The following is a 25959-nucleotide window of genomic DNA, read 5'->3' on the forward strand; positions in this document are numbered from 1 at the left end:
CGACCTACAAAACCGGGTAGGCCGGGTAAGCGAAGCGCCACCCGGCACTCAAGCAAAGAAGATTTACACCGCGCGGAAGGCGATTTCGCTCGGGATAACCTCACCCTGCCAGTAAAGCTGCGCCGCAACGCGCCCTGCCAGCTGGCGATAAATCTCCGCAAATTCACTTTCCGGACGGCTGACAACCGTCGGCTTACCGCTGTCGAGATCTTCACGCAGCGTGATATGCAGCGGCATCTGACCCAGCAGCTGAGTGTGGTACTGCGCCGCCAGTTTTTCCGCGCCGCCGGTGCCGAAGATAGGCTCATGGTGACCGCAGTTGCTGCAAATGTGCATACTCATATTCTCGACGATGCCGAGCACCGGCACTTCCACCTTCTCGAACATCACGATGCCTTTTTTGGCGTCGATCAGGGCGATATCCTGCGGCGTGGTCACCACAACCGCCCCCGTTACCGGGATGTTCTGCGCCAGCGTCAGCTGAATGTCCCCGGTACCCGGCGGCATATCCAGCACCAGATAATCGAGATCCGGCCACATGGTCTCTTGCAGCATCTGCATCAGCGCCTTGCTGGCCATCGGGCCGCGCCAGACCATCGCGTTATCGTCGGTCACCAGATAACCAATGGAGTTGGTCGCCAGGCCGTGCGCCATAATCGGCGCCATGTGCGTGCCGTCCGGCGAGGTTGGACGCTGGTTTTCCGCACCCAGCATATTCGGAACGGACGGGCCATAGATATCGGCATCCAGAATACCGACCTTCGCCCCTTCGGCAGCGAGCGCCAGCGCCAGGTTCACCGCAGTTGAGGATTTACCCACCCCGCCCTTGCCGGAGCTGACGGCGATGATGTTTTTCACGCCGTTCACGCCCGGCTGGTTTTTCACCCGCTTCAGCGTGGCGATGCTGTGACTCAGCTTCCAGTCGATGGCTTTCGCCCCGGTGATGCGCAGCAGCTCGGCGCTGGTTTGCTCTTTCAGCACGTAGAACGCGCTGGTCCAGACAAACGGCATTTGCAGCTCAATGTGCAGCGTATCGTCCAGCCACGCCACGTGGTGCAGCGCTTTCAGGGTGGTGAGATTGTGCTTCAGGGTTGGATGCTGAAAATTAGCCAGCGTTCCGGCGACCATTGCGCGTAAGGCTTCCGGTGATTTGGCCTGGGATTGCGAACTCATCCCGACTCCTTTGTGGTTGTTCTAGAAAGACGTGTAATGAACAAGTTTACCCCAGAGGTGACAATTATTCATTTACGGATTAATGCCCTTATCGCTTGGCGTAGTTATTCCCTTTCGGGTAACATCGAAACCCCTTTTCACAGTTAAAAGAAGTAATGCCTACTATGACTCAAGTCGCGAAAAAAATTCTGGTAACGTGCGCCCTGCCGTACGCCAACGGCTCAATCCACCTCGGCCACATGCTGGAGCATATCCAGGCTGATGTCTGGGTCCGTTACCAGCGAATGCGCGGCCACCAGGTTAATTTCATCTGCGCGGACGATGCCCACGGCACGCCAATCATGCTGAAAGCCCAGCAGCTGGGGATTTCACCTGAGCAGATGATTGCCGAAATGAGTCAGGAGCATCAGACTGATTTTGCTGGCTTTGACATCAGCTACGACAACTATCACTCCACGCACAGCGACGAAAACCGCGAGCTGTCGGAGCTTATCTACACCCGTCTGAAAGAGAACGGTTTTATTAAAAACCGCACCATCTCTCAGCTCTACGATCCGGAAAAAGGCATGTTCCTGCCGGACCGTTTCGTGAAAGGCACCTGCCCGAAATGTAAATCCCCGGACCAGTACGGCGATAACTGCGAAGTGTGCGGCGCGACCTACAGCCCAACCGAGCTTATCGAGCCGAAATCCGTGGTCTCTGGCGCAACCCCTGTAATGCGTGACTCCGAGCACTTCTTCTTCGACCTGCCGTCGTTCAGCGAAATGCTCCAGGCGTGGACCCGCAGCGGCGCGTTGCAGGAGCAGGTGGCAAATAAAATGCAGGAGTGGTTCGAATCCGGTCTGCAACAGTGGGATATCTCCCGCGATGCGCCGTACTTCGGCTTCGAAATCCCGAACGCGCCGGGCAAATATTTCTACGTCTGGCTGGACGCGCCAATTGGCTACATGGGCTCCTTCAAGAACCTGTGCGACAAGCGCGGCGACACCACCAGCTTCGACGAATACTGGAAGAAAGATTCTACCGCCGAGCTGTATCACTTCATCGGTAAGGACATCGTTTACTTCCACAGCCTGTTCTGGCCGGCGATGCTGGAAGGCAGCAACTTCCGCAAGCCGACCAACCTGTTCGTGCACGGCTACGTGACGGTTAACGGCGCGAAGATGTCCAAGTCTCGCGGCACCTTCATTAAGGCCAGCACCTGGCTGAACCACTTCGACGCGGACAGCCTGCGCTACTACTACACCGCGAAGCTCTCTTCCCGCATTGACGACATCGACCTGAATCTGGAAGATTTCGTGCAGCGCGTGAACGCCGACATCGTGAACAAAGTGGTGAACCTGGCTTCCCGTAACGCGGGCTTTATCGCCAAGCGTTTTGACGGCGTTCTGTCAGCCGAGCTGGCCGATCCGGCGCTGTATAAAACCTTCACCGATGCGGCTGCAACGGTTGCGGAAGCCTGGGAAAGCCGCGAGTTCGGTAAAGCGATTCGTGAAATCATGGCGCTGGCCGACGTGGCTAACCGCTACGTTGACGAACAGGCTCCGTGGGTGGTGGCGAAGCAGGAAGGCCGCGACGCTGACCTTCAGGCGATCTGCACCATGGGTCTGAATATGTTCCGCGTGCTGATGACCTGGCTGAAGCCGGTTCTGCCACAGCTTGCAGAACGTACTGAAGCCTTCCTGAACACCGAGCTGACCTGGGATGCTATCCAGCAGCCGCTGCTCGGCCATAAGGTGAATACCTTCAAGGCGCTGTACAACCGTATCGAAATGAAACAGGTTGAAGCCCTGGTCGAAGCTTCTAAAGAAGAGGTGAAGGCTGCGGCGGCACCGGTGACCGGCCCGCTGGCGGACGATCCGATTCAGGAAACCATCACCTTTGATGATTTCGCGAAAGTCGACCTGCGCGTGGCGCTGATCGAAAACGCGGAGTTCGTGGAAGGCTCTGACAAGCTGCTGCGCCTGACGCTGGATCTGGGCGGCGAGAAGCGTAACGTCTTCTCCGGTATCCGTTCCGCGTATCCTGATCCGCAGGTGTTGATCGGTCGCCAGACGGTGATGGTGGCAAACCTGGCCCCGCGCAAAATGCGCTTCGGCATCTCGGAAGGGATGGTGATGGCCGCAGGCCCAGGCGGGAAAGATATCTTCCTGTTAAGCCCTGACGAAGGCGCGAAGCCGGGTCAGCAGGTGAAATAACAAAAAAGCCGGAGATTATCTCCGGCTTTTTTTTCTCCCTCTCCCCGTGGGAGAGGGTCGGGGTGAGGGCATCAAGCCGCTACCCGGCTAAAAATCACCCCTTAGGATGATGCACCCGGTGGGTCAACCCGCGCAGGAAGTTACGCATAAACTGGTCGCCGCACTCGCGGTAGTTTTTATGATCCGCCGCGCGCATCATGGCGGTCACTTCCGGCACCGACACGCGGAACTTCTGCTCGGTCATGATCGCCACGATATCGTCCGTTTTCAGCGAGAAGGCGATGCGCAGCTTTTTCAGCACCGTGTTGTTATTCACGCGACGCTCCAGCGCCAGCTCGGGCGCGGCCGGATCTTTGCCGCGTTTTTCATAAATCAGGCCGTTCAGGAAGCCAGACAGAATAATGTCCGGGCAGCGAACGAAGCCCTCTTCATCCTCTTTGGTCATCCAGGTATCGAAGCTGGCCGAGGTGGATTCCATGTCGGAGAGCGCAAGAATGCGCACCATGTCGTTATTGTTTGCTTTCAGGGTGTAGCGCAGGCTACGGAGAATATCGTTACTGAGCATAGAGCCTTCAACTGTCGGTGATGCAATGGGGCGCAGTGTACCAGTTTTACAGGCCAATCGCCTCTTTCAAACTCTTAAGATAGCGGCGGCTGACCGGCACGGTTTGCCCGGCGCGCAGCACCAGCTCGGCCTGGCCGTTATCTTCCAGGCGGATCTCTTTCAGATGCGCCATGTTCACCAGATACTGGCGGTGGCAGCGGATCAGCGGCGTGCGGCTTTCCAGGGTGCGCAGCGTCAGTTCGGTAAAGCCTTCGTTGCCCTCGGCGCTGGTGACGAATACGCCGCTCAGGCGGCTGCTGACAAACGCCACGTCGTCCATTTGCAGCAGATAGATCCGGCTGTGCCCGGTGCAGGGAATGAACTTCAGCGGCTGCTGGTTTTCCGCTAGCAGGGTCACGTCCTGAACCGTGCGCTCCTGACGCAGGCGGTTGAGGGTCTTCTCCAGACGCTTCTCTTCAATCGGCTTGAGGAGATAGTCAAAGGCGTGCTCCTCAAAGGCCTTCACGGCGTATTCGTCGAAGGCGGTCAGAAACACGATATAGGGGCGATGTTCGGGGTCGAGCATCCCCACCATTTCCAGACCGCTGATGCGCGGCATCTGGATGTCGAGGAACAGCACGTCGGGGCGCAGCTTGTGCACCGCGCCAATCGCCTCGATGGCGTTCGCGCACTCGCCCACCACCTCGATATCGCTTTGCTCCTGCAACAGAATGCGCAGGTTTTCCCGTGCTAACGGCTCGTCATCCACAATCAGCACTCTCAACATGCGTTCTCCTCCAGCGGTAGTCGTAAAGTAATGCGGGTAAATCGGTCCGGCTCGCAGGCCACGGTGATGCCGCAGTCATCTCCAAAGTGGGCGCGAAGCCGCTTGTCCACCAGGCTCATGCCCAGCCCGCCCGAGGCGCTCGGCTGATACAGCCCGGCGTTGTCTTCAATATCCAGCACCAGATGATGGTTAAAACGGCTGGCGGAAATGGTGATCTCCCCGGTGCCGAGCAGCTGCGAGGTGCCGTGCTTAATGGCGTTTTCCACAATCGGTTGTAGGGTAAAGGCCGGAAGATGCTGATACGCCAGCTCGTCCGGAACCGAGAGCGACACCTGCAAGCGCGACTGAAACCGCGCCTGCTCGATTTGCAGATAGGCGTTCACGTGCTCCACTTCATCGGCCAGCGTCACAATCTCGGACGGCCGCTTGAGGTTCTTACGAAAGAAGGTCGACAAAAACTGCACCAGCTGCGCCGCCTGGTCGCTGTCGCGGCGGATCACCGCTTTCAGCGTATTCAGCGCGTTAAACAGGAAGTGCGGATTGACCTGGGCGTGCAGCAGCTTGATCTCCGACTGGGTCAGCAGCGCTTTTTGCCGTTCATACTGCCCGGCCAGGATCTGCGCCGACAAAAGCTGCGCAATCCCCTCCCCCAGCGTGCGGTTGATGGAGCTGAACAGGCGGTTTTTCGCTTCGTAGAGCTTAATGGTGCCCATCACATGCTGATTTTCACCGCGCAGGGGGATCACCAGCGTGGAGCCAAGCTTGCACTGGGGATGCAGCGAGCAGCGGTACGGCACTTCGTTACCGTCGGCATAGACTACCTCACCGGTTTCAATGGCGCGTAGCGTGTAGGTGGACGAAATCGGTCGGCCCGGCAGATGGTGGTCGTCCCCGGTGCCGGTAAAGGCCAGCAGCTTCTCGCGATCGGTAATGGCAACCGCGCCGATATCCAGCTCCTGATACAGCACCTGCGCCACCTTCATGCTGTTCTCTTCGTTAAACCCCTGGCGCAGGATCCCCTCGGTCGAGGCCGCCACCTTCAGCGCGGTGGCGGAAAAGGCCGAGGTGTATTTCTCAAACATGGCGCGTTTGTCGAGCAGAATGCGCATAAAAAGCGCCGCCCCCACGGTGTTGGTCACCATCATCGGCGCGGCAATGCTGCCCACCAGATGCAGCGCGTCCTGGAACGGGCGGGCGATCAGCAGGATGATCATCATCTGCACCAGCTCCGCCACAAAGGTGATCGCCCCGGCGGTGAGCGGGCTAAAGACTTTATCCGGGCGACCGCGCTTGATCATGTAGCTATGGACCAGGCCGCCCAGCAGCCCTTCGACGATGGTCGAGATCATGCAGCTCAGGGCCGTCATGCCGCCCATCGAGTAACGGTGCAGACCGCCGGTTAACCCCACCAGCCCGCCCACCAGCGGGCCGCCGAGCAGGCCACCCATCACGGCGCCAATAGCGCGGGTGTTGGCGATGGAATCTTCGATGTGAAGCCCCAGGTAAGTACCCAGAATGCAGAAAATGGAGAAGGTAACGTAGCAAAGCAGCTTGTGCGGCAGACGAACGGTGACCTGCATCAGCGGAATGAACAGGCGCGTTTTACTCATCAACCAGGCGATGACCAGGAACACGCACATCTGCTGGAGAAGCAGTAACACCAGGTTAAACTCGTACATACACAAACCGCACATTTTCAAAAACGCGTAACATACACTGATGCGATTAAACTTTCTTTGAAGCACACCAAAAAAGGTGTAATTCGTGCCCGGTATCACATCTTTTGCCGAATTTAGGCCACCCTTTGACTAATTTGTGCAAAAAGTCGCCAATATTTCCTGGTTCGGCAAACTGGGTCTACAGTTAAGCTGGGGATGCGTGAGCCAGGGGGCGAAGAATATGGCGCTTTACACAATCGGTGAAGTGGCACTCCTTTGTGATATCAATCCCGTAACCCTACGGGCGTGGCAGCGACGATACGGATTGCTCAAACCGCAGAGGACAGACGGCGGACATCGCCTGTTTAACGAGGCGGATATCGACCGTATCCGCGAGATCAAAAGCTGGATCGACAACGGCGTTCAGGTGGGAAAAGTCAAATCGCTGCTGAGCGAGGACGATTCCGACACCCGGCACATCTGGCGCGAACAGCAGGAGACCCTGCTGCGATTGCTCCAGGCGGGTAACCTGCAACGCCTGCGCGCCTGGATCAAAGAGCAAGGGCGCGACCACCCGGCGCAAACCCTTATTACCCATCTGTTTATCCCTCTTCGCCGCCGTCTTCAGTGCCAGCAGTCCACGCTCCAGGCGCTGCTGAGCATGCTCGACGGGGTGCTGATCAACTACATTTCCGTCTGCCTTGCCTCGGCGCGCAACAAAAACGGCAAGGACGCGCTGGTGGTCGGCTGGAACGTTCACGACACCACTCGCCTGTGGCTGGAAGCGTGGATCGCCACCCAGAAAGGCTGGCGCGTGGACGTGCTGGCGCACTCGCTGGCGCAGCTGCGGCCTGAGTTTTTCGACGGTCAGACGCTGCTGGTCTGGTGCGGTGAGGTGCCGTCCGCCTCACAGCAGCAGCTGCTGACGGAGTGGCGCGAGCACGGTTACCCGGTGTATCCCCTTGGCCCGAATGGGTCGTAACGGCATTTAATGGTTCATTAACAGCTGCGCTTCACCGTATAATTGTTCCGTTAACAACAGGAGCACATGATGAAGGCAACCAAACTGGCCGTAATTACCCTTTTTGTCCTGATGGCCGTGAGCGGCATCGGCGGCGTGATGCTGGCAGGCTACTCATTTATTGTTCGCGGCGGTGTCGGCTGAGGTACAGCGCCAGGCGCTCAAACCCGCGATCGACCAGGATTGCGGCAAGCGCAACCAGAATCGCCCCCTGAACAATGTAGGCCGTATTAAACCCGCTTAAGCCGATAATGATCGGCGTCCCCAGCGTATTCGCCCCGACGGTCGAGGCAATGGTCGCGGTCCCGATGTTGATAATCACCGACGTGCGGATCCCCGCGATAATCACCGGCGCGGCCAGCGGCAGCTCGACGTGACGAAGCCGCTGCCAGGCGCTCATCCCCATCCCCTGCGCCACGCTCGTGACCGAGGCCGGTACGGCCGTCAGCCCCGCCAGCGTGCCCTGTAAAATCGGCAGCACGCCGTATAAAATCAGCGCAATAATGGCAGGCTGCTGACCAAACCCAATGACCGGCACCGCGATAGCCAGCACCGCGACGGGCGGAAACGTCTGGCCAATTGCGGCGATGGTTTCCACCAGCGGGCGAAACTCCCGGCCAGCCGGACGCGTCACCGCAATCCCGGCCCCCACGCCGATAGCAATGGCGAAGACGCTGGACACCGCCACCAGCCAGAAGTGTGCCAGGGTCAGATTAATAAAGCTCTCCTGCTGATAAACCGGACGCGGCAGCCCCGGAAAGAGCGCGTTAAACACCCCGGCGCTGTAGGGCATCAGAAACAGCAGCAGGACAAACAATCCCACCAGCCAGAGCAGCGGATCACGCACCCACTTCACGCGTCACCTCCCCGGCCAGCAAATCACGGAAATAGAGCGTCCCGCACGGCGCGCCCTGCGCATCCGTAACGGGCAGCGCGTCGCACTGGTGCGCCACAAACGCCGACAGCGCATCGCGCAGGCTCATGTGATGGAGCAAGGGTTCACCCGGCGCCTGCACGCCCTCGCGGCGCATGTAATCCCCGACGGTACGCAGGGAGAGCAGCCGAACGCCCAGCTCGCTGCGCCCGAAAAATTCGCGCACAAAGTCATTCGCCGGACGGGTGAGAATTTCCAGCGGTGTGCCCTGCTGGATAACTTCACCGTTGTCCATCAGCACCAGGCGATCCGCGAGCCTCAGCGCCTCGTCAATATCGTGGGTTACGAGGATTATCGTGCGCCCGAGTATTTTATGGATACGCGTCATCTCCGCCTGTAACGCGCTGCGCGTTACCGGATCCAGCGCGCCGAACGGCTCGTCCATCAGCAATACCTGCGGATTGGCCGCCAGCGCGCGCGCTACCCCGACGCGCTGCTGCTGACCGCCGGAAAGCTGGTGAGGATAGCGCTCGCGCAGGCTCGGATCTAACCCCAGCAGCGCCATCAGCTCGTCCACGCGGGCGTCGGTTTTCTGCCGCGTCCATTTTTCCAGCTGCGGCACCGTGGCGATATTCTGCGCCACCGTCCAGTGCGGAAAGAGGCCGATGGACTGGATGGCGTAGCCCATGCGGCGGCGCAGCTCCAGCACCGGCAGCGAGCGGATCTCCTCGCCCGCAAAGCGGATCTGGCCGCTGTCGTGCTCCACCAGCCGGTTGATCATCTTCAGGGTGGTGGATTTTCCCGACCCGGAGGTGCCAATCAGCACGGAAAACGCCCCCTCCTCAAAATTGAGATTGAGGTGGCTGACCGCCGCGTGACCGGCAAAATTTTTGCTTACATCATGAAATTCAATCATCGTCCCTCTCCCCCGAGCAGCGCGAGCCACAGGGCAAACAGCGCATCAATCACCACCGCCAGGGCAATGGCGGGAACCACGCCAAGCAGCACCAGATCCAGCGCGCTGCTGAGCAATCCCTGGAACACCAGCGCACCAAATCCGCCTGCGCCAATCAGCGCCGCGATCACCGCCATCCCGACCGTTTGTACCGCCACCACCCGCAGGCTGCGCAGTAATAACGGCAGCGCAATCGGCAGCTGCACCTTCCAGAAGCACTGGCGGGTGCTCATGCCCATCGCCTTCGCGCTTTCCAGCACGTCGGCTGATACCTGACTCAGCCCCGCCACCACGCCGCGCACCAGCGGCAGCAGCGCGTACAGCACCAGAGCGATCAGCGCGGGTGTTAACCCGGTTCCTGCGATGCCAAGCGTGGAGAGCAGCGGGAAGGATTTCACCAGCCCGGCCAGCGGCGCGATGAGCAGGCCAAACAGCGCTACGGATGGAATGGTCTGGATAACGTTCAGCAGCGCAAAAATACCGCCCTGACGCGCGGGATGGCGATAGCACCAGACTCCGAGCGGCACGCCAATCAGCAGCGCCGGTGCCAGCGTGCCGAACAAAATGGTCAGGTGTTGCGCCAGCGCGTCGTCAAAGATCTCCTGACGGTTGGCGTACTCTTTTAGCAGCGACAGCGCGTTCAGCTCGCCGCTGAACAGCAGAATTAGCGGCACAATCCAGATTTGCGCGTTCAGCACCCAGCGCCATACGGGATGCGGCGTCAGGCGGCGAATGGCATCGCTGCTGGCCAGCAGGCACAGGGCGAGCCACAGCCACAGGCCGCTGCCGATGGAGGTGCGCGCCAGCGGGCTTTCGGCGGAGATCATCGCCGTTGCCGCCAGCCCCGCGCTCCAGAAAAGCCCAATAAACAGCCCTTCGCTGAGGATAAGCGTGAGCCAGCGCGCGGCGCGTCCCGGCGTAAAAGCCAGGGCCACCAGCGCGCAGAGCACCGCGAGCAGCAGAACGGGGGTAAACGACCAGAGCTGCCAGAGGGCGCGCCCTTCCCCGGAGACAAGGCGGTTGGGCGCAACGCTTACAAACGGCAGCGCGGCGGCTGCAATGGCGACGATCGCCAACAGCAGCAGCACGCGGTTATGACATTTTATCGGCACATCCTGTCCTGTTACTTCACAAGCCCTTGTTGTTTCAGGAAGTCGGCTGCCACTTTTTTGGCATCCAGCCCCTCAACCGCAATACTGGCGTTAAGCTGTTGCAGCGTTTTCTCATCCAGTTTTTCGAACACCGGCTTGAGCCATGTTTCCAGCTCCGGATAGGCCTTCAGCGTCGCTTCACGCACAACCGGGGTTGGGGCGTAAATTGGCTGGACGCCTTTCGGATCGGTCAGGGTTTGCAGACCCAGCGCCGCCACCGGGCCATCGGTGCCGTAGGCCATCGCCGCGTTCACGCCGGAGGTCTGCTGCGCGGCGGCTTTAATCGTCACCGCCGTATCGCCCCCGGCCAGCGACAGCAGCTGGCTCTGGTCGAGCTTGAAGCCATACGCTTTTTCGAAAGCGGGCAGCGCGTCAGCACGTTCGATAAACTCGGCGGAGGCCGCCAGCTTGAACTCGCCCTTCTCTTTCAGATAGCGGCTCAGATCCTCAAGAGAAGTCAGCTTGCCCTTTTCGGCAACATCTTTGCGAACCGCAATGGTCCAGGTGTTATTGGCCGGAGCCGGGGTTAGCCAGACCAGCTTGTTCTGTTCTGCATCCAGCTTTTTCACTTTTTCGTAGCCGGTTTTGGCGTTTTTCCAGGCCGGATCGTTTTCATCTTTGAAGAAGAACGCCCCGTTGCCGGTATATTCCGGGTAGATATCCAGCTCGCCGGAGGTAATTGCCCCACGCACCACAGGCGTGGTGCCAAGCTGCACTTTATTGACCGTTTTGACCCCGTGGCTTTCCAGCACCTGCAAAATAATATTCCCGAGCAGTGCGCCTTCGGTATCAATCTTCGAGCCCACCTTCACCGGTTCCGCCGCCTGTAACGGCAAACTCAGCGCCGCCAGCAGGGCCGCAGATCCCAACATCCCCTTTGTAATCGTCATTCCGCTATCCCCAATTTTTGCTGCCTATTTCAGAGGCTTGAGAGAAAAGCGTAGCTTAAAACGGGGAAGTTAACCGTCAAAATGCCTTTTTAGCATAAGTTAAGAAGCATCCCCCGGAGGTCGGGGGATGCAGGGGGAAGGATTACAGCAGTTCGAACTCGCCTTTATTGACGCGGGCAGAGTCCACGCCGATAAACACGTTGAATTTGCCCGGCTCCGCATCGTATTTCATCTGCTGGTTCCAGAACTTCAGCGCGTCGACGTCGATCGGGAAGCTGACGGTTTTGGTTTCGCCCGGCTTCAGGGTGATTTTCTCGAAGCCGCGCAGCTGTTTCACCGGACGGCTCATGGAGGCGGTCACGTCCTGCACGTACATCTGCATCACCGTGGCCCCTTCGCGCTTGCCGGTGTTGGTCACCTCGACGCTGGCGGTCACCTTGCCGTCACGCTTCAGGATCGGCGCGGACATTTTCACGTCAGACACCATAAAGGTGGTGTAGCTCAGACCGTAGCCAAACGGATACAGCGGGCCGTTGGCTTCATCGAAGTAGCGTGAGGTGTACTTGTTCGGCTTATCGGCGTTATACGGGCGACCGGTGTTCAGGTGGCTGTAGTAAACCGGGATCTGCCCGACGGAGCGCGGGAAGGACATCGGCAGCTTGCCGGACGGGTTGTAATCGCCAAACAGCACGTCGGCAATCGCGTTACCGCCCTCTGTACCTGCAAACCAGGTTTCCAGCATCGCGTCAGCCTGCTGATCTTCTTTCACCAGCGCCAGCGGACGGCCGTTCATCAGCACCAGCACCAGCGGCTTGCCGGTGGCTTTCAGGGCAGCGATCAGATCGCGCTGGCTCTGCGGAAGGGTAATGTCGGTGCGGCTGGACGCTTCGTGCGCCATGCCCTGCGCTTCACCTACCACCGCGACGACCACGTCGGACTGCTTCGCGGCGTTAACGGCTTCGTCAATCATCTCCTTCGGCGAGCGGGAGTCGACCTTCACCGCCTCTTCGTACTGATTGAGGAAGGTGACGATATCTTTATCGTCCGTGACGTTCGCCCCTTTGGCGTACACCACTTTCGCGCTGTCACCCACCGCGCTCCTGATGCCGGTCAGAACGGTCACGGACTGATCGACCACGCCCGCGGCAGACCAGCTGCCCATCACGTCGCGCTTGCTGTCGGCCAGCGGGCCCACCACGGCGATGGTGCCGGATTTTTTCAGCGGCAGCGTGTCGAGGCGGTTTTTCAGCAGCACCAGGCTTTCACGCGCCACCTCGCGGGCCTCTTTGCGATGCAGGCGGCTTTCGGCGTTGGTGTCCGCCGGGTCGGACTCTTTCGGCCCCAGATGGCTGTACGGATCGTTAAACAGCCCCATGTCGTATTTCACGTTCAGCACGTGACGGGTGGCGTCGTCCAGCTCCGCCATCGTCACCTTGCCGTTCTTGACCAGATCCGGCAGGTATTTGCTGTAGTACTCGTCGCTCATGCTCATGTTGATGCCGGACTTGAGCGCCACGCGCACCGCATCTTCCGGATCGGAGGCGGTGCCGTGCTTGATAAGCTCCTTGATCGCACCGTGGTCGGACACGGTGATGCCCTTAAAGCCCCACTGGTCGCGCAGCACGTCTTTCAGCAGCCACGAATCGGACGTCGCTGGCGTGCCGTTGAGGGAGTTCAGCGCGACCATCACCGCGCCGCTGCCCGCGTCCAGCCCCGCTTTGTACGGCGGCATATAGTCGTTAAACAGGCGCTGCGGGCTCATGTCGACGGTGTTGTACTCTTTACCGCCCTCGACCGCGCCGTAGGCCGCAAAGTGTTTGACGCTGGTCATCACCGAGTAGCGATCCGCCGGGCTTTTACCCTGCATCGCTTCGACCATGGTTTTACCCATTGTCGCGGTCAGGTAGGTGTCTTCACCAAAGCCTTCCGAAGCGCGGCCCCAGCGCGGATCGCGGGAAACGTCGACCATCGGCGCCCAGGTCATGTTCAGGCCGTCGTCTGCCGCTTCATAGGCCGACACGCGCCCCACGGTTTTCACCGCGTCGAGGTTAAAGGAGGAGGCTAAGCCGAGGCTAATCGGGAAGACGGTGCGCTGGCCGTGAACCACGTCGAAGGCGAAGAACAGCGGGATTTTCAGGCGGCTGAGTTCCATCACCTGATCCTGCATCGCGCGGATATCCTGGCGGGTGACGGTGTTAAAAATCGCCCCCACCTGGCTCTCTTTGATCATCTCGCGGATAGCCTCTTTCGGGTTATCCGGCCCCACGCTGATAAGACGGAGCTGACCGATTTTCTCGTCGACCGTCATTTTTTTGAGCAGTTCGGAGACAAACGCATCCCGCGCTTCAGGCGTGAGGGGATGATTGCCAGACAGTTCCTCTGCCAGCGCAGGTTGCAGCGCCAGGCTGACGGCGACACCTACAGAACATAGCCATTTCATGTCGTATTTACTCTCTCATCAATAACCGCCGGACGTTCTCGGCCAGACCCTGTGAAAAGCGCAGTGTGCCACAAACCCTCTGCGTGTTGCAGGGTTATTCTCTGATTTTTCTCATGAATACCAGCACCCTTAGCCGCTAATCGCGCTATGCTTTACAGCGAGAAATTTGCCCCACCACAAGGAGTGGAAGATGTCTTCTGTTCGAACTGACGATAACAATACTTTTATTCACGAACTGTCGCGCCTGGTTGGCTCCTCTCACCTGCTTACCGACCCGGCTAAAACCGCCCGCTACCGCAAAGGCTTTCGTTCCGGCCAGGGCGACGCGCTGGCGGTAGTCTTCCCCGGCACGCTGCTTGAGCTGTGGCGCGTACTGAGCGCCTGCGTCGCCGCCGACAAGATTATTTTAATGCAGGCCGCCAATACCGGCCTGACCGAAGGCTCGACGCCGAACGGCAACGATTACGATCGTGACATCGTGATTATCAGCACCCTGCGCCTCGACAAGCTGCACCTGCTGGATAAAGGCGAGCAGGTTCTCGCCTTCCCCGGCACCACCCTCTATTCGCTGGAAAAAGCTCTTAAGCCGCTGGGCCGTGAGCCGCATTCGGTGATTGGCTCCTCGTGCATTGGCGCATCGGTGATTGGCGGGATCTGCAATAACTCCGGCGGCTCGCTGGTGCAGCGCGGTCCGGCCTATACCGAGATGTCGCTGTTTGCCCGCATTGACGAGACCGGCAAGCTGACGCTGGTCAACCATCTGGGGATCGACTTAGGCGTGACGCCGGAGCAGATCCTCAGCAAGCTTGACGACGACCGCGTGCGGGACACCGACGTTCAGCACGACGGCCGCCACGCGCACGACCACGACTACGTGACCCGCGTGCGCGATATCGACGCCGATACCCCGGCGCGCTATAACGCCGATCCGGACAGGCTGTTTGAGTCCTCCGGCTGTGCGGGCAAGCTGGCGGTCTTCGCGGTGCGTCTGGATACCTTCCCGGCGGAGAAAAAGCAGCAGGTGTTTTACATCGGCACCAATCAGCCCGAGGTGCTGACCGAAATCCGCCGCCATATTCTCGGCGAGTTCACCCACCTGCCGGTGGCGGGCGAGTATATGCACCGGGATATTTACGATATCGCCGAGCGCTACGGCAAAGACACCTTCCTGATGATCGACAAGCTCGGCACCGACAAGATGCCGTTTTTCTTCACCATGAAGGGGCGCACCGACGCGATGCTGGATAAAGTGCCGCTGTTCAAGCCGCACTTCACCGACCGCTTTATGCAGAAGCTCGGCAACGTCTTCCCGGCGCATTTACCGGAACGTATGAAAACCTGGCGCGATAAATACGAGCACCATCTGCTGCTGAAAATGGCCGGGGACGGTATCGACGAGGCGCAGACCTGGCTGAGCGAATTTTTCAAAACCGCCGAGGGCGATTTCTTTGCCTGCACGCCGGAGGAAGGAAGCAAAGCCTTCCTGCACCGCTTTGCGGCGGCGGGGGCGGCGATCCGCTATCAGGCGGTACATTCCGACGAGGTGGAGGATATTCTGGCGCTGGATATCGCCCTGCGCCGTAACGATACCGAGTGGTTTGAGCATCTGCCGCCGGAAATCGACAGCAAGCTGGTGCATAAGCTCTATTACGGTCATTTCATGTGCTACGTGTTCCATCAGGACTACATCGTGAAAAAAGGGGTGGATGCCCACGCGCTGAAAGAGCAGATGCTTGCCCTGCTGCACGAACGCGGCGCGCAATATCCTGCGGAGCATAACGTCGGCCATCTGTATAAAGCCCCGGATACGCTTAAGCGTTTTTATCGCGAGAATGACCCTACAAACAGTATGAATCCCGGTATTGGCAAGACAACGCGGCATAAATACTGGAAAGAGAGTGATGAAACCGAGCCTCGCAATACGCAAGTCCCTGAATGAATACTACAGCCATATTTAAGAGATTGTTAAGCGCTCCTCAAACGTACTAGAGTAACTGCCTGTCGCCGGAGAAACGTTTCTCCGGCTTTTTCGACGAGGAGCAAGCACATCATGTCGGCTATCGATACGTTATCCGAAACCGAAGTTGAGGTGCGCGATGCCCTGCCCGACGACGTTCACGCCATTGCGGCCATTTATGCCTGGCATGTGCTTCACGGACGCGCGTCGTTCGAGGAGGTTCCCCCAACGGTCGATGAGATGCGCCAGCGGATGAAAAACGTCGCTGAGAGCGGTCTGCCGTGGCTGGTTGCCCTGTACCGTGGGATTGTCGTGGGGTATTGCTACGCAACGCCTTATCGTCCGCGCCCTGCCTATCGTTACACCCTTGAAGAGTCTATCTACGTGGACGCCAGCACCACCGGACGCGGTTTTGGTACGGCGCTGATGGACGCGCTGATTGCGCGCTGCGAAGAGGGCCAGTGGCGTCAGATTATCGCCATTGTCGGGGACGGGAATAACAACGCCGGTTCGCTGCGCCTGCATAAAAAGCACGGTTTTGAGATTGTCGGGCAGCTGCGCAGCGTGGGTTACAAGAAAGGCGACTGGCGGGATACGGTGATTATGCAGCGTCCGCTGAACGACGGGGACTGGACGCTGCCGGAGTAGGTTCTGTGCGGTCTGGTGCCCTCACCCCGGCCCTCTCCCACGGGGAGAGGGAGAAAAGCAGTCGGAACAGTTCCCTCTCCCACGGGGAGAGGGAGAAAACCAAAAGACGGTAAGTTATTTGTAGACCGGGTAAGGCAACGCCGCCACCCGGCACAAACAGGCGGCTCAGTCGTTCTGCGCCGTCGCCATCTGCTGGGCTTTCTGCTTCTTATAGCTCAGCGCCGCAGCCGGAACGGGCTGTACCTTCCCGGTTTCGATCCAGGTCCGCAGACGGCTCGCGTCGGCAAAGTGGGTATATTTGCCAAAGGCGTCCATCACCACCAGCGCCACCGGCTTGCCGTTGAACACGGTGCGCATCACCAGACAGTGGCCCGCCGCATTGGTAAACCCGGTTTTGGTCAGCTGAATGTTCCAGTTCTCGCGGTACACCAGATGATTGGTATTGCGGAACGGTAAGGTATAAGGCGGGTTGGCGAAGGTTGCCATCTCTTCACGGGTGGTGCTGAGCTGGCCAATCAGCGGGTACTGTTTGGTGGCAATCAGCATCTTCGACAGATCGCGCGCGGTGGATACATTGTGAATCGACAGCCCGGTTGGCTCAACGTAGTGCGTGTTGGTCATGCCCAGGGATTTGGCCTTGGCATTCATGGCACGAATAAACGCGTCATAACCGCCCGGATAGTGGTGGGCCAGGCTCGCCGCCGCGCGGTTCTCGGAAGACATCAGCGCCAGCAGCAGCATGTCCTTGCGGCTGATCTCACTGTTCAGACGCACGCGCGAGTAAATGCCTTTCATCTCCGGCGTATGGCTGATATCCACCTTCAGCTTTTCATCCAGCGGCAGTCGCGCATCAAGCACCACCATCGCGGTCATTAATTTGGTAATTGAGGCTATCGGGCGCACCAGATCCGGGTGGCTGGAATAGATCACCTTGTTGGTATTCAGATCAACAATCATGGCGCTGCCGGAGGCGATTTCCGGTTGTGCGGCGGCGGTGGTCACAGCAGGCGTTTTTGCGATCGCCGGCGCGGCAACGTTCGCCCCCAGGATCAGCGCAAGGCTAAGTAAAGAAACTCGGAATTTCAGCATGGTGAGGCTTCTGGTAATTATTCACGCACGTAATGACGTACACCGCCTGCGTTAAGATAAACCCAGGCTGGCTTCGGCATCATAGCCGCCTCAATGCGTTGTCGCCAGTAGAGAATAGTGAACAGATGCTGCACTGCTGGCATTTACGCCAGCAATGCAGTGAGCTTAAAAGAGGCGATATCCATAACCCCACAGAATAACCGTCAGCGCCAGTAGCGCCTCCAGCACCAGCACGCCGATGGCGAGCGTTGAGCTGGAGAAGCTCAGGCCCTCTTCTTTATTGATATTCAGGAAGGTTGGCACCCCCACATACAGCAGATAGCCCGTATAAAAGAGCGCCACGGTACCGATCAGCGCGCACAGCCAGACCAGTGGATAGAGCGCAACAATACCGCTTAAGAACAGCGGGGTCGCGACGTATCCGGCAAAGACCATACAGTGATTCAGCGACGGACGATTCGGGTAGTTGCGCGCCATCCAGTGAATGACGCGCCCCATCACCGCCACCCCGGCCAGCATAATGCCGTAGAAGAGAACGGCGAGGTACAGCCCGGTAAACCAGGAGAGTTTTACGACGGTGCCATCACCGAAGTTCCAGCCAATTTGCGTGGTGCCGATAAATGCGCAGATTACGGGCACCGCCGCCATCAGCAGCACGTGGTGAGTGTAATGATGCGCGACCGTTTCGTTCTCGTTCCGGATGACCTGCATTTCACGATCGGGATGGGAGAAAAGTCCCCAGACATGGTTCATAACGCCCCCTTGTTGTCGGCCCGTCAGCGATACCTTAAGTATAATGCAGGCTTTAGATTATTTTATGTACAGTGGGAAATTTCCGTTGATTGCCGCGCTGTTGATTCATGGGGTATATGATTAACGTAGGCAAACGCAGGGAGACTACGGTTAGTTTATGGATATCAACGGTCTGATTGAGCAGTACGGGTACGCGGCGCTGGTCATTGGCAGCGTGGCGGAAGGAGAAACCATCACCCTACTGGGTGGTGTCGCGGCGCACCAGGGGTTACTGCGTTTCCCGCTGGTGGTGGCCGCCGTCGCGCTGGGCGGCATGATTGGCGACCAGCTTCTGTACTTTCTGGGGCTGCGGTTTGGGCCGACGCTGCTTAAGCGCTTTGCAAAGCATCAGAAAAAAATTAAGCGCGCCCAGCGGCTTATCCAGCGCCATCCCTATCTGTTCGTGATTGGCACGCGCTTTATGTACGGCTTTCGCATTATCGGGCCGATCCTGATTGGCGCGAGCCGCCTGCCGCCGAAAATTTTTCTGCCGCTGAATATTGCGGGCGCGATCGCCTGGGCGCTGATTTTTACCACGTTAGGCTACGTGGGCGGCGAGGTGATTGGGCCTTGGCTGCATAACCTGGATCAGCATATTAAGCACTGGGCGTGGCTGATTCTGGTCGTGGTAGGCGTGATTGGGGTGCGGTTGTGGATGCGGCATAGGGACAAGAAACGCGATGAGGAGTGAGTGCGGCCTGGTGCCCTCACCCCGGCCCTCTCCCACAGGGAGAGGGAGTTTAAGTCCCCTCGCCCCTTTGGGGAGAGGGTTAGGGTGAGGGGAATTACTCCTTCGGCTTAAACTGCGGATTCGCCAGCATAAACCCGCCGTCCACGATAAACGACTGCCCCGTCGTGTAGCTGGCGTCATCGTCACAGAGCCAGGCCACCAGGCTGGCGATCTCTTTGGTATGCCCCGGCCGCCCCAGCGGGATCTCCGGCATGGAACCCTCTTTGACCTCGGCGTCATCCATATCGTTCATCGGCGTGGCAATCGCACCGGGCGCGACGGCGTTAACGAGGATTTTGTGATGCACCAGCTCCATCGCCATCGATTTGGTTAACCCGCCCAGGGCGTGTTTTGCCGCGGTATAGGCGCTGGCGTCCGGCAGCGGCGTGTGTTCATGCACCGAGGTGATGTTCACAATCCGCCCGCCTTCCCCCTGCTTCACCATCTGGCGCGCGGCTATCTGCGAGCAGAGAAACGCGCCGTCAACGTCGACGGTGAAAATGCTCCGCCACTTGTCGAACGCCATGTCGAGGAACGGCGCTTTGGTCATCGCCCCGGCGTTGTTCACCAGCGCGTCGAGGCGACCAAAGCGGGCTATTAAGGTTTCAATCGCTTTTGCCCCTTCCGGCAGGACGCCCAAATCCAGCTGGATAGCTTCCGCCCGCTGCCCGCGCGCTTCAACCTCGCGGCAGGTTTCCAGCGCCCCTTCCTCGTCGGAATGCCAGGTCACGCCGATATCAAACCCGCGCTCCGCCAGCATCAGCGCCGTGGTTTTACCAATACCCGAATCCGATGCGGTCACAATGGCCACTCGCGTCATATTTACCTCCAGAAGTATCAAAAGAGGTAAGTATAGTTAATCCCGTTTTTTAGCCCTGATGATAGCCGCCGCCGAGCGCTGAAGTGAGCTGGAGCGTGGCGTCAACGTACTGCCCTTTCAGGGTCAGCGCGGTGATGTGCTCCTGCAATGCCGGGATTTTTGCTTCGTTCACGCGCGAGCCGGCAATCAGCCCGGCGTTAAACCGCGCTTCGGCTAGCGTAACAACCCGCGCGGCGTCGCGCTCGACGCGCTGCTGCTGCTGCGCTTTGGTCGCCAGCGTGTCCACTTCGCTCGCGGTGCGCGCCACCTGGTTTACCGCATCCACCACCGCCTTGTTGTAATCCGCGACCGTGAGGTTGTTCTGCGCCTTCGCGATATCCAGCTCGGCGTTCAGACGACCGCTGTCAAAAATAGGCAGCGTAAACCCGGCGGTGACGCCCATCTGCTGGGCAGAGTGGCGGAACAGATCGCTCAGGTGCAGCGCGTCCTGCTGCAAAAAGGCCATCAGGTTGAAATCGGGATAAAACGCGGCTTTGGCGGCATCGACGTTGCTCATGGACGCTTCGATATACCAGTGCGCTTCCTGCAAATCAGGACGACGCGCCAGCAGCGCGTAGCCGAGCGTCGACGGCAGCGAGGCCTCAACGTCCGGTAAGTCACGAGGGTTCAGTTTGATCGAAGAGGAGTTGGTCAGCGCCTGCAAACGCGCCTCGATCGCCTTCATCTTGCCGTGTACTTCGGCAATGCGCTCGTCGGTCTTGCCCGCGTTGATATCGGTCTCGACCCCTTCCACGGACGACGTAATGCCGTGCTGATACAGCTCTTTATCCGCATCGATAATGGCGTGCTGATCCTGGCTGATGGTGGCGAGGACGGAATCGATCGCGGCCTCGGTCTGCCACTCCCAGTACAGCCGCGCCACGCTGGTGGCGAGCAGCTGTCGGGTCTGCTCCAGCTCGGCCTTCTGCGCGTTCACCTTGCCAATTCGCGCCTGCACTAAATCGCGGTTTTTGCCCCACAGATCCAGATCCCAGCCCGCCGTCAGCCCGAAGGTGCCGTTGGTGTACCACGGCCCGGTCGTTCCCGCCGCCGGATCGGTAATGGCAAACGGCCCCATCAGCCCTTCTGCCGACATTCTTTGCCGCTCGACGTCGCCGGACAAATCAATTTGCGGGCCGTCGGCCGCCATTGTCGCTTTGGCCTGCGCTTCCGCAAGCGTAATGCGCTGGCGGGCAATGTGCATATCAGGCGCGTCGCTCAGGGCTTTGGTAATAAGCGCCGTGAGCTGGGGATCGTTGTAATCCGTCCACCAGTCGTTTTTCGGCCAGTCGGTATGGCTGAGCTGCGTGCTCACCGACGTATTAATCGGCTGCGTTTTTTCTGCTGTTACGGTGGAATGCTGAGGCGCACAGGCCGTCAGAATTAAAATCAGTGGAGCACTCAGAGATAAAATACGAGAAGGTTTCATTACGCCATTCATCTGAAAAATAAAGGCGCAAATTACGCTGGCTGATACGCTTTTTTTTAGTAACGCGTGGCAATCCGTAATTTGTCATACATTTATACAGTCAGAAAATTATTCACCCTGTAAATAATTAAACTCAACGCATTCAAATGAATCATAAATTCGCTGCTACACTTATTTTTGAACCAACAAGAGCAGGAGAAGGGAATGAAAATATTACTGTGGGCAGTATTAATTATCTTTTTAATAGGGTTATTAGTGGTTACCGGCGTCTTTAAAATGATTTTCTGATCGCTTTGCCCGGCTCAGCACCGGGCAAAGTTACTTCCGTTACGCCTTCAGCGATGCCCCTTTCGTGGCAATCACCTCTTTATACCAGTGGAAACTCTTCTTGCGGCTGCGCGCCAGCGTGCCGTTGCCGCTGTCGTCACGGTCGACGTAGATAAAGCCGTAGCGCTTGGACAGCTCCGCTTTTGAGGCGCTGACCAGATCGATCGGCCCCCAGCTGGTGTAGCCCATCACCTCAACGCCGTCTTCGATGGCCTCGCGCACCTGCACCAGATGATCGTTCAGATAGCTGATGCGGTAATCGTCCTGCACCACGCCGCTGGCGTCCGGTTTATCCTTCGCCCCCAGGCCGTTTTCCACAATGAACAGCGGCTTCTGATAGCGATCCCACAGCACGTTCAGCAGCGTGCGCAAGCCAACCGGGTCAATCTGCCAGCCCCACTCGGAGCTTGCCAGGTGCGGGTTAGGCACCATGCTCAGGATATTGCCGCGCGCCTGCTGGTTCAGCTCTTCATCGGTGGTGACGCACCCGGTCATGTAATAGCTAAACGAAATGAAATCGACGGTGGATTTCAGCGCCTCGCGGTCGGCGTCGGTGATCTCCAGCGCAATGCCGTTATCGCGGAAGAAGCGCAGCATATAGCCCGGATACGCGCCACGGCACTGGACGTCGCCAAAGAACTGCCAGGCGCGGTTCTCCTGCAACGCCTCCAGCACATCGTCCGGCTTACAGGTCAGCGGATAGACCAGCCCGCCGAGCAGCATGTTGCCGATTTTGCTGTCCGGGATAATCTCGTGGCAGGCCTTCACCGCCAGCGCGCTCGCCACCAGCTGATGGTGGATCGCCTGATACACCTCGCCTTTACTGCTGGTTTCCGGCAGACCGACGCCGGTCAGCGGGGCGTGCAAAGACATGTTGATCTCGTTGAAGGTGAGCCACAGCTTTACTTTTTCTTTGTAACGGGCAAACACGGTGCGGGCGTAGCGATCGAAGAAGCAAATCACCTGACGGTTGCCCCAGCCGCCGTACTGTTTCACCAGCCCCCACGGCATCTCGTAGTGGGACAGGGTGACCAGCGGGGTGATGTTGTGGGCGGCCAGCTCGTCGAACAGCTTATCGTAAAACGCCAGCCCCGCCTCGTTTGGCTGCTGCTCGTCGCCGTTCGGGAAAATACGCGTCCAGGCAATGGAGACGCGCAGGCAGCTAAAGCCCATTTCGGCGAACAGCTGAATGTCTTCCGGGTAGCGATGGTAGAAGTCAATGGCAACGTCCTTGATGCCGCTGTCCCCCACCGCGCGCTCCACCACCGGGCCAAAGACCCCCTGCGGCTGGACGTCCGATGTGGACAGCCCTTTGCCATCTTCCAGGTATGCGCCTTCTACCTGATTGGCAGCAACCGCGCCGCCCCATAAAAAATCATCCGGGAAAGTCTTCATCACGTTCTCCTGTTATTGATGGCTTACGCTGAGCAACGGCGTTCCGGCCTGGGCGGAGGTTCCCGCCACGGTCGTTACCTCGCGATACTCATCGCTGTTACTGATAATAATCGGGGTCGCCAGGTCGTATCCGGCATCGATAATCGCCTGACGGTCAAATTCCAGCAGCAGGTCGCCCGGCTGCACTCTGTCGCCCACCTTCACATGGGCGGTAAACGGCTTACCGTCGAGCTTCACGGTGTCGATACCAACGTGGATCAGCACTTCAATGCCGCTATCGCTGAGCAGGCCGATGGCGTGTTTAGTCTGGAACAGCGAGGCCACCTCGCCCGCAAACGGCGCAACGACTTTGTTATCGGACGGAATGATCGCCGCCCCCTGACCGAGCAGGCCGCTCGCAAAGGTGGCATCCGGCACCTCATCCAGCGCCAGCACGGTGCCGGTCATCGGTGACAGGACATCGTTTTCACCCACCGTCACCGGCACGGCGGCGGCTGGGGTGGTGCTCTTTGGCATACCCGCAATCAGGGTCAGCGCGCAGCTCAGGATCAGCGCCACCACCGTGCCGAGAATGCCGCCCCACAGGGTCGCATCCACGCCGCCCGGCGGGATCATCTGGGCAAAGGTAAAGATGTTGCCGAAGCCAAAGGAGTAGACGTGGGTATCGCTGAAGCCAACGATCCCGCCGCCAATCGCCCCGGCCACGCAGCCGAAGATAAACGGACGGCGCAGCGGCAGGTTAACGCCGTAGACCGCCGGCTCGGTGACGCCGAATATCCCTGCGGTCACGGACGAGCCGGAGAGCATTTTCAGACGCGCATCGCGGGTGCGCAGGAATACCCCCAGCGCCGCCCCGACCTGGCCGAACACCGCAGGCAGCAGCATAGGCATCATGGAGTCGTGGCCCAGCACCGCCAGGTTGTTGATCATCAGCGGCACCAGCCCCCAGTGCAGGCCGAAGATCACGCAGACCTGCCACACCGCGCCCATCGCCATACCCGCCAGCCACGGCGCCAGCGCGTAAATCCACTGGTAGCTGTTTGCCAGCATCTGGCTAAGCCAGGTCGCCACCGGGCCAATCACCAGGAAGGTCAGCGGCACGGTCAGCCCTACGCAGATCAGCGGGGCGAAGAAATTTTTCATCGACGATGGCAGCACCGCCATGCTCTTTTTTTCCAGCCAGCAGCTGACCCAGGAGGCCAGAATGATCGGGATAACCGACGAACTGTAGTTAAACCAGGTCACCGGAATGCCCATAAAATCATCCGGCACCGCGCCGGGCTGCTGGCTGGCGTTAAACGCCGCGATCATCATCGGGTGGGTCAGCGCGCCGCCAATCACCATGGTGATAAACGGATTTCCGCCAAACTTTTTCCCGGCGGTATAGCCCAGCACCAGCGGGAAGAAGAAGAACAGCGCGTCGCTGGCGGCATACCAGATTTTGTAGGTGCCGCTTTCGGGAACAAGCCAGCCGCAGACCACGGCAAGCGCCAGCAGGCCCTTGAGAATACCGGAGGCGGCAAGGATGCCGATAAACGGGGTGAATATCCCTGAGATGATATCGATCAGGGTGCCGAGCAGGCTGCTTTTTGCGCCTTTGTCATCACCGGCGGGCGGCGCGTCGTCCGTCAGGCCGCCCTCCTTGCGCACCGCCTCCCAGACGTCGTGAACGTGGTTGCCAATTACCACCTGGAACTGGCCGCCGCTTTCCACCACCATGATTACGCCGGGGTTTTGCTTAAGCCCCTCCGCGTCCGCTTTCTGATTGTCCTTCAGCTTAAAGCGAAGCCGGGTGGCGCAGTGAACGAGACTTACGATGTTCTCTTTTCCGCCAACGTGGCCGAGAATATCCTTCGCCAAATCCTGGTATTGCATCTCGATTTCCTTACATCCGATGCCCGCAGGCACCTGTTGACTGAGTTTAAAAATAAAAAAAACCCGAGAACGTCCTTCTTGCGAAGGCCGCGCTCAGGTTTTGCCTGCGTTATGCAGTAACAATCCAGTTTTCGGGCTTAACGCCCCTCTTTTCTCACCCGTTCAATGTGAATGGCGAGAAACATAATTTCTTCCGTCGTCAGCTCGCGCTGATAGCTTTTCTGCAAATGCTGCCCGATGGTCTCGGCGCATTTCCACGCTTTCGCGTAGTTGTCTTTCACCGCCGTATGCAGCGATACATCGTCGTCCTCTACCACGGTACGGGTCAGCATCCGCTGGGCAAAGAACTTCAGATGGGTGACAAAACGCTGGTAGCTCAGCGACTCTTCGTCGTACTCAAGCTTCAGCTGATACTTCACCAGTTGCAGGATCTCCTGCATCACCCGGGTCACGTGCATCACTTCCGGCATTTCGCTGTTGAGCTGCGCCGTGACCAGATGCAGCGCGATAAACCCGGCTTCGTCCTCGGCAAGCTCAACGTTGAGGCGTCTGGCGATAATGGCCCGCGCCTCCTGCCCCAGGCTGAACTCCTTCGGGTACAGTCGTTTAATCTCCCAGAGCAGCACGTTCTTGATTGCCAGCCCTTTCTTCTGCCGTTCAATCGCAAAGTTGCAGTGGTCCGTCAGCGTGATATACAAACTGTCCTGCAATTTTCCTAACCGCTGCGCCGCCAGGTCGATGATGCGATCGCAGGTGGTCATCACCTCCAGCGGGATTTGGTTTAACAGCTCCCCCAGCCGACGCACCAGCTCATCGCTTTGCAGCGCAAACACTTTTTCAATCAGTGCAGTATCCAGATCCTCACCGACGCGCTTCTGGAAGGCCAGACCTCGCCCCATCACGACCTGTTCGCGCCCGCATTCATCCTGAACAACCACCACATTATTATTTAGAATTTTGGCGATTTTCATCGGAACCCCAGAAACAAAAAAACCTGACCTCCGGCTTATGCCAGAAAATCAGGTTTTGCCTGCCGCAGCAGTAACAATCCTGTGTTGAAACAGTGGCACCTTACCACCGTCACGCCCTGTTGATAACAGCGATTGTTTTAAATTTTAAAAAAGTGTGAGCGGAGTAACGTTTATTATTTTCATGCGCTCATTCAGG

Annotated in this window: 23 protein-coding genes; 7 read left to right on the forward strand and 16 right to left on the reverse strand. The window is 58.6% G+C overall.

The window, feature by feature from the left end:
* Nucleotides 1–63: 63 nt before the first annotated feature.
* The gene (gene apbC / locus ACSVHP_RS10580) at nucleotides 64–1173 is read right to left on the reverse strand and encodes an iron-sulfur cluster carrier protein ApbC (protein ID WP_447551876.1); all 1110 of its coding nucleotides are present in this window, start codon (nucleotides 1171–1173) and stop codon (nucleotides 64–66) included.
* 164 nt (nucleotides 1174–1337) lie between these two features.
* Here apbC and metG point away from each other — a divergent pair, with 164 nt between their 5' ends.
* A complete protein-coding gene (metG, locus tag ACSVHP_RS10585) occupies nucleotides 1338–3371 on the forward strand; it encodes a methionine--tRNA ligase (RefSeq protein WP_447551877.1) in 2034 nt (677 codons plus the stop codon).
* A gap of 94 nt (nucleotides 3372–3465) precedes the next feature.
* On the opposite strand, the gene ACSVHP_RS10590 is transcribed toward metG, so the two are convergent.
* The 3 genes from ACSVHP_RS10590 to ACSVHP_RS10600 are packed head-to-tail and all read right to left on the reverse strand — an operon-like array spanning nucleotide 3466 to nucleotide 6381.
* On the reverse strand, nucleotides 3466–3936 hold the full coding sequence (locus tag ACSVHP_RS10590) for a YehS family protein (protein WP_234671957.1): 471 nt from the start codon (nucleotides 3934–3936) through the stop codon (nucleotides 3466–3468).
* A gap of 46 nt (nucleotides 3937–3982) precedes the next feature.
* Nucleotides 3983–4702 carry a two-component system response regulator BtsR gene (btsR, locus tag ACSVHP_RS10595; protein ID WP_447551878.1) on the reverse strand — a complete coding sequence of 240 codons (720 nt, stop codon included), beginning with the start codon at nucleotides 4700–4702 and terminating at the stop codon, nucleotides 3983–3985.
* Nucleotides 4696–6381 (reverse strand): sensor histidine kinase, encoded by a 1686-nt coding sequence (locus ACSVHP_RS10600; RefSeq protein WP_234671943.1) that lies wholly within the window; start codon nucleotides 6379–6381, stop codon nucleotides 4696–4698. Before ACSVHP_RS10600 ends, btsR begins: the two co-directional genes overlap by 7 nt.
* Before the next feature lie 220 nt (nucleotides 6382–6601).
* Here ACSVHP_RS10600 and mlrA point away from each other — a divergent pair, with 220 nt between their 5' ends.
* Both mlrA and ACSVHP_RS10610 read left to right on the forward strand, forming a co-directional pair.
* Nucleotides 6602–7342 (forward strand): HTH-type transcriptional regulator MlrA, encoded by a 741-nt coding sequence (gene mlrA, locus ACSVHP_RS10605; protein WP_447551879.1) that lies wholly within the window; start codon nucleotides 6602–6604, stop codon nucleotides 7340–7342.
* Between the two features lie 69 nt (nucleotides 7343–7411).
* Nucleotides 7412–7525, forward strand: a complete 114-nt coding sequence (locus ACSVHP_RS10610; protein WP_010433613.1) for a protein YohO — start codon at nucleotides 7412–7414, stop codon at nucleotides 7523–7525.
* On the opposite strand, the gene ACSVHP_RS10615 is transcribed toward ACSVHP_RS10610, so the two are convergent.
* The 5 genes from ACSVHP_RS10615 to bglX form a co-directional block, all read right to left on the reverse strand.
* Entirely contained in the window at nucleotides 7500–8237 is a 738-nt protein-coding gene (locus ACSVHP_RS10615) for an ABC transporter permease (protein ID WP_447551880.1), read from the reverse strand. The genes ACSVHP_RS10610 and ACSVHP_RS10615 overlap by 26 nt on opposite strands.
* Nucleotides 8221–9171: an ABC transporter ATP-binding protein gene (locus ACSVHP_RS10620; RefSeq protein WP_447551881.1), complete on the reverse strand. Its 951-nt coding sequence runs from the start codon at nucleotides 9169–9171 to the stop codon at nucleotides 8221–8223. The genes ACSVHP_RS10615 and ACSVHP_RS10620 overlap by 17 nt, the downstream gene beginning before the upstream one ends.
* Complete coding sequence (locus ACSVHP_RS10625; RefSeq protein WP_447551882.1) at nucleotides 9168–10322, reverse strand: ABC transporter permease; 1155 nt, start codon at nucleotides 10320–10322, stop codon at nucleotides 9168–9170. The genes ACSVHP_RS10620 and ACSVHP_RS10625 overlap by 4 nt, the downstream gene beginning before the upstream one ends.
* 11 nt (nucleotides 10323–10333) lie before the next feature.
* The gene (gene osmF / locus ACSVHP_RS10630) at nucleotides 10334–11251 is read right to left on the reverse strand and encodes a glycine betaine ABC transporter substrate-binding protein OsmF (RefSeq protein WP_447551883.1); all 918 of its coding nucleotides are present in this window, start codon (nucleotides 11249–11251) and stop codon (nucleotides 10334–10336) included.
* Nucleotides 11252–11393: 142 nt separating this feature from the next.
* Nucleotides 11394–13691 carry a beta-glucosidase BglX gene (bglX, locus tag ACSVHP_RS10635; RefSeq protein ID WP_447551884.1) on the reverse strand — a complete coding sequence of 766 codons (2298 nt, stop codon included), beginning with the start codon at nucleotides 13689–13691 and terminating at the stop codon, nucleotides 11394–11396.
* A 190-nt stretch (nucleotides 13692–13881) separates the two neighbouring features.
* Between bglX and dld the strand changes: the two genes are divergently transcribed.
* A complete protein-coding gene (dld, locus tag ACSVHP_RS10640) occupies nucleotides 13882–15630 on the forward strand; it encodes a D-lactate dehydrogenase (RefSeq protein ID WP_234671920.1) in 1749 nt (582 codons plus the stop codon).
* Between the two features lie 111 nt (nucleotides 15631–15741).
* A complete protein-coding gene (locus ACSVHP_RS10645; protein WP_234671918.1) occupies nucleotides 15742–16296 on the forward strand; it encodes a GNAT family N-acetyltransferase in 555 nt (184 codons plus the stop codon).
* A 165-nt stretch (nucleotides 16297–16461) separates the two neighbouring features.
* Here the strand turns inward: ACSVHP_RS10645 and pbpG are convergent, their stop codons facing one another.
* Both pbpG and ACSVHP_RS10655 read right to left on the reverse strand, forming a co-directional pair.
* Nucleotides 16462–17385 (reverse strand): D-alanyl-D-alanine endopeptidase, encoded by a 924-nt coding sequence (pbpG, locus tag ACSVHP_RS10650; protein WP_234671909.1) that lies wholly within the window; start codon nucleotides 17383–17385, stop codon nucleotides 16462–16464.
* Nucleotides 17386–17550: 165 nt separating this feature from the next.
* The gene (locus ACSVHP_RS10655) at nucleotides 17551–18138 is read right to left on the reverse strand and encodes a Yip1 family protein (protein ID WP_234671897.1); all 588 of its coding nucleotides are present in this window, start codon (nucleotides 18136–18138) and stop codon (nucleotides 17551–17553) included.
* A gap of 157 nt (nucleotides 18139–18295) precedes the next feature.
* Here ACSVHP_RS10655 and ACSVHP_RS10660 point away from each other — a divergent pair, with 157 nt between their 5' ends.
* Nucleotides 18296–18868, forward strand: coding sequence for a DedA family protein (locus ACSVHP_RS10660; RefSeq protein ID WP_447551885.1), 573 nt, complete (start codon nucleotides 18296–18298; stop codon nucleotides 18866–18868).
* Between the two features lie 94 nt (nucleotides 18869–18962).
* Here the strand turns inward: ACSVHP_RS10660 and ACSVHP_RS10665 are convergent, their stop codons facing one another.
* Nucleotides 18963–19727 (reverse strand): SDR family oxidoreductase, encoded by a 765-nt coding sequence (locus tag ACSVHP_RS10665; protein ID WP_447551886.1) that lies wholly within the window; start codon nucleotides 19725–19727, stop codon nucleotides 18963–18965.
* Between the two features lie 49 nt (nucleotides 19728–19776).
* Nucleotides 19777–21195: a multidrug resistance outer membrane protein MdtQ gene (gene mdtQ, locus ACSVHP_RS10670; RefSeq protein ID WP_447551887.1), complete on the reverse strand. Its 1419-nt coding sequence runs from the start codon at nucleotides 21193–21195 to the stop codon at nucleotides 19777–19779.
* Between the two features lie 204 nt (nucleotides 21196–21399).
* Between mdtQ and yohP the strand changes: the two genes are divergently transcribed.
* Nucleotides 21400–21483, forward strand: a complete 84-nt coding sequence (gene yohP / locus ACSVHP_RS10675; RefSeq protein ID WP_071785213.1) for a small membrane protein YohP — start codon at nucleotides 21400–21402, stop codon at nucleotides 21481–21483.
* A gap of 39 nt (nucleotides 21484–21522) precedes the next feature.
* On the opposite strand, the gene ACSVHP_RS10680 is transcribed toward yohP, so the two are convergent.
* The 3 genes from ACSVHP_RS10680 to licT all read right to left on the reverse strand — a co-directional run bounded on the left by ACSVHP_RS10680 (nucleotide 21523) and on the right by licT (nucleotide 25763).
* Nucleotides 21523–22917, reverse strand: coding sequence for a glycoside hydrolase family 1 protein (locus tag ACSVHP_RS10680; RefSeq protein WP_447551888.1), 1395 nt, complete (start codon nucleotides 22915–22917; stop codon nucleotides 21523–21525).
* Between the two features lie 12 nt (nucleotides 22918–22929).
* Nucleotides 22930–24792, reverse strand: a complete 1863-nt coding sequence (gene bglF, locus ACSVHP_RS10685; RefSeq protein ID WP_447551889.1) for a PTS beta-glucoside transporter subunit IIABC — start codon at nucleotides 24790–24792, stop codon at nucleotides 22930–22932.
* A gap of 137 nt (nucleotides 24793–24929) precedes the next feature.
* On the reverse strand, nucleotides 24930–25763 hold the full coding sequence (licT, locus tag ACSVHP_RS10690) for a BglG family transcription antiterminator LicT (protein WP_234671886.1): 834 nt from the start codon (nucleotides 25761–25763) through the stop codon (nucleotides 24930–24932).
* Nucleotides 25764–25959 lie beyond the last annotated feature (196 nt).

This window comes from Enterobacter sp. 186315, assembly GCF_053290175.1.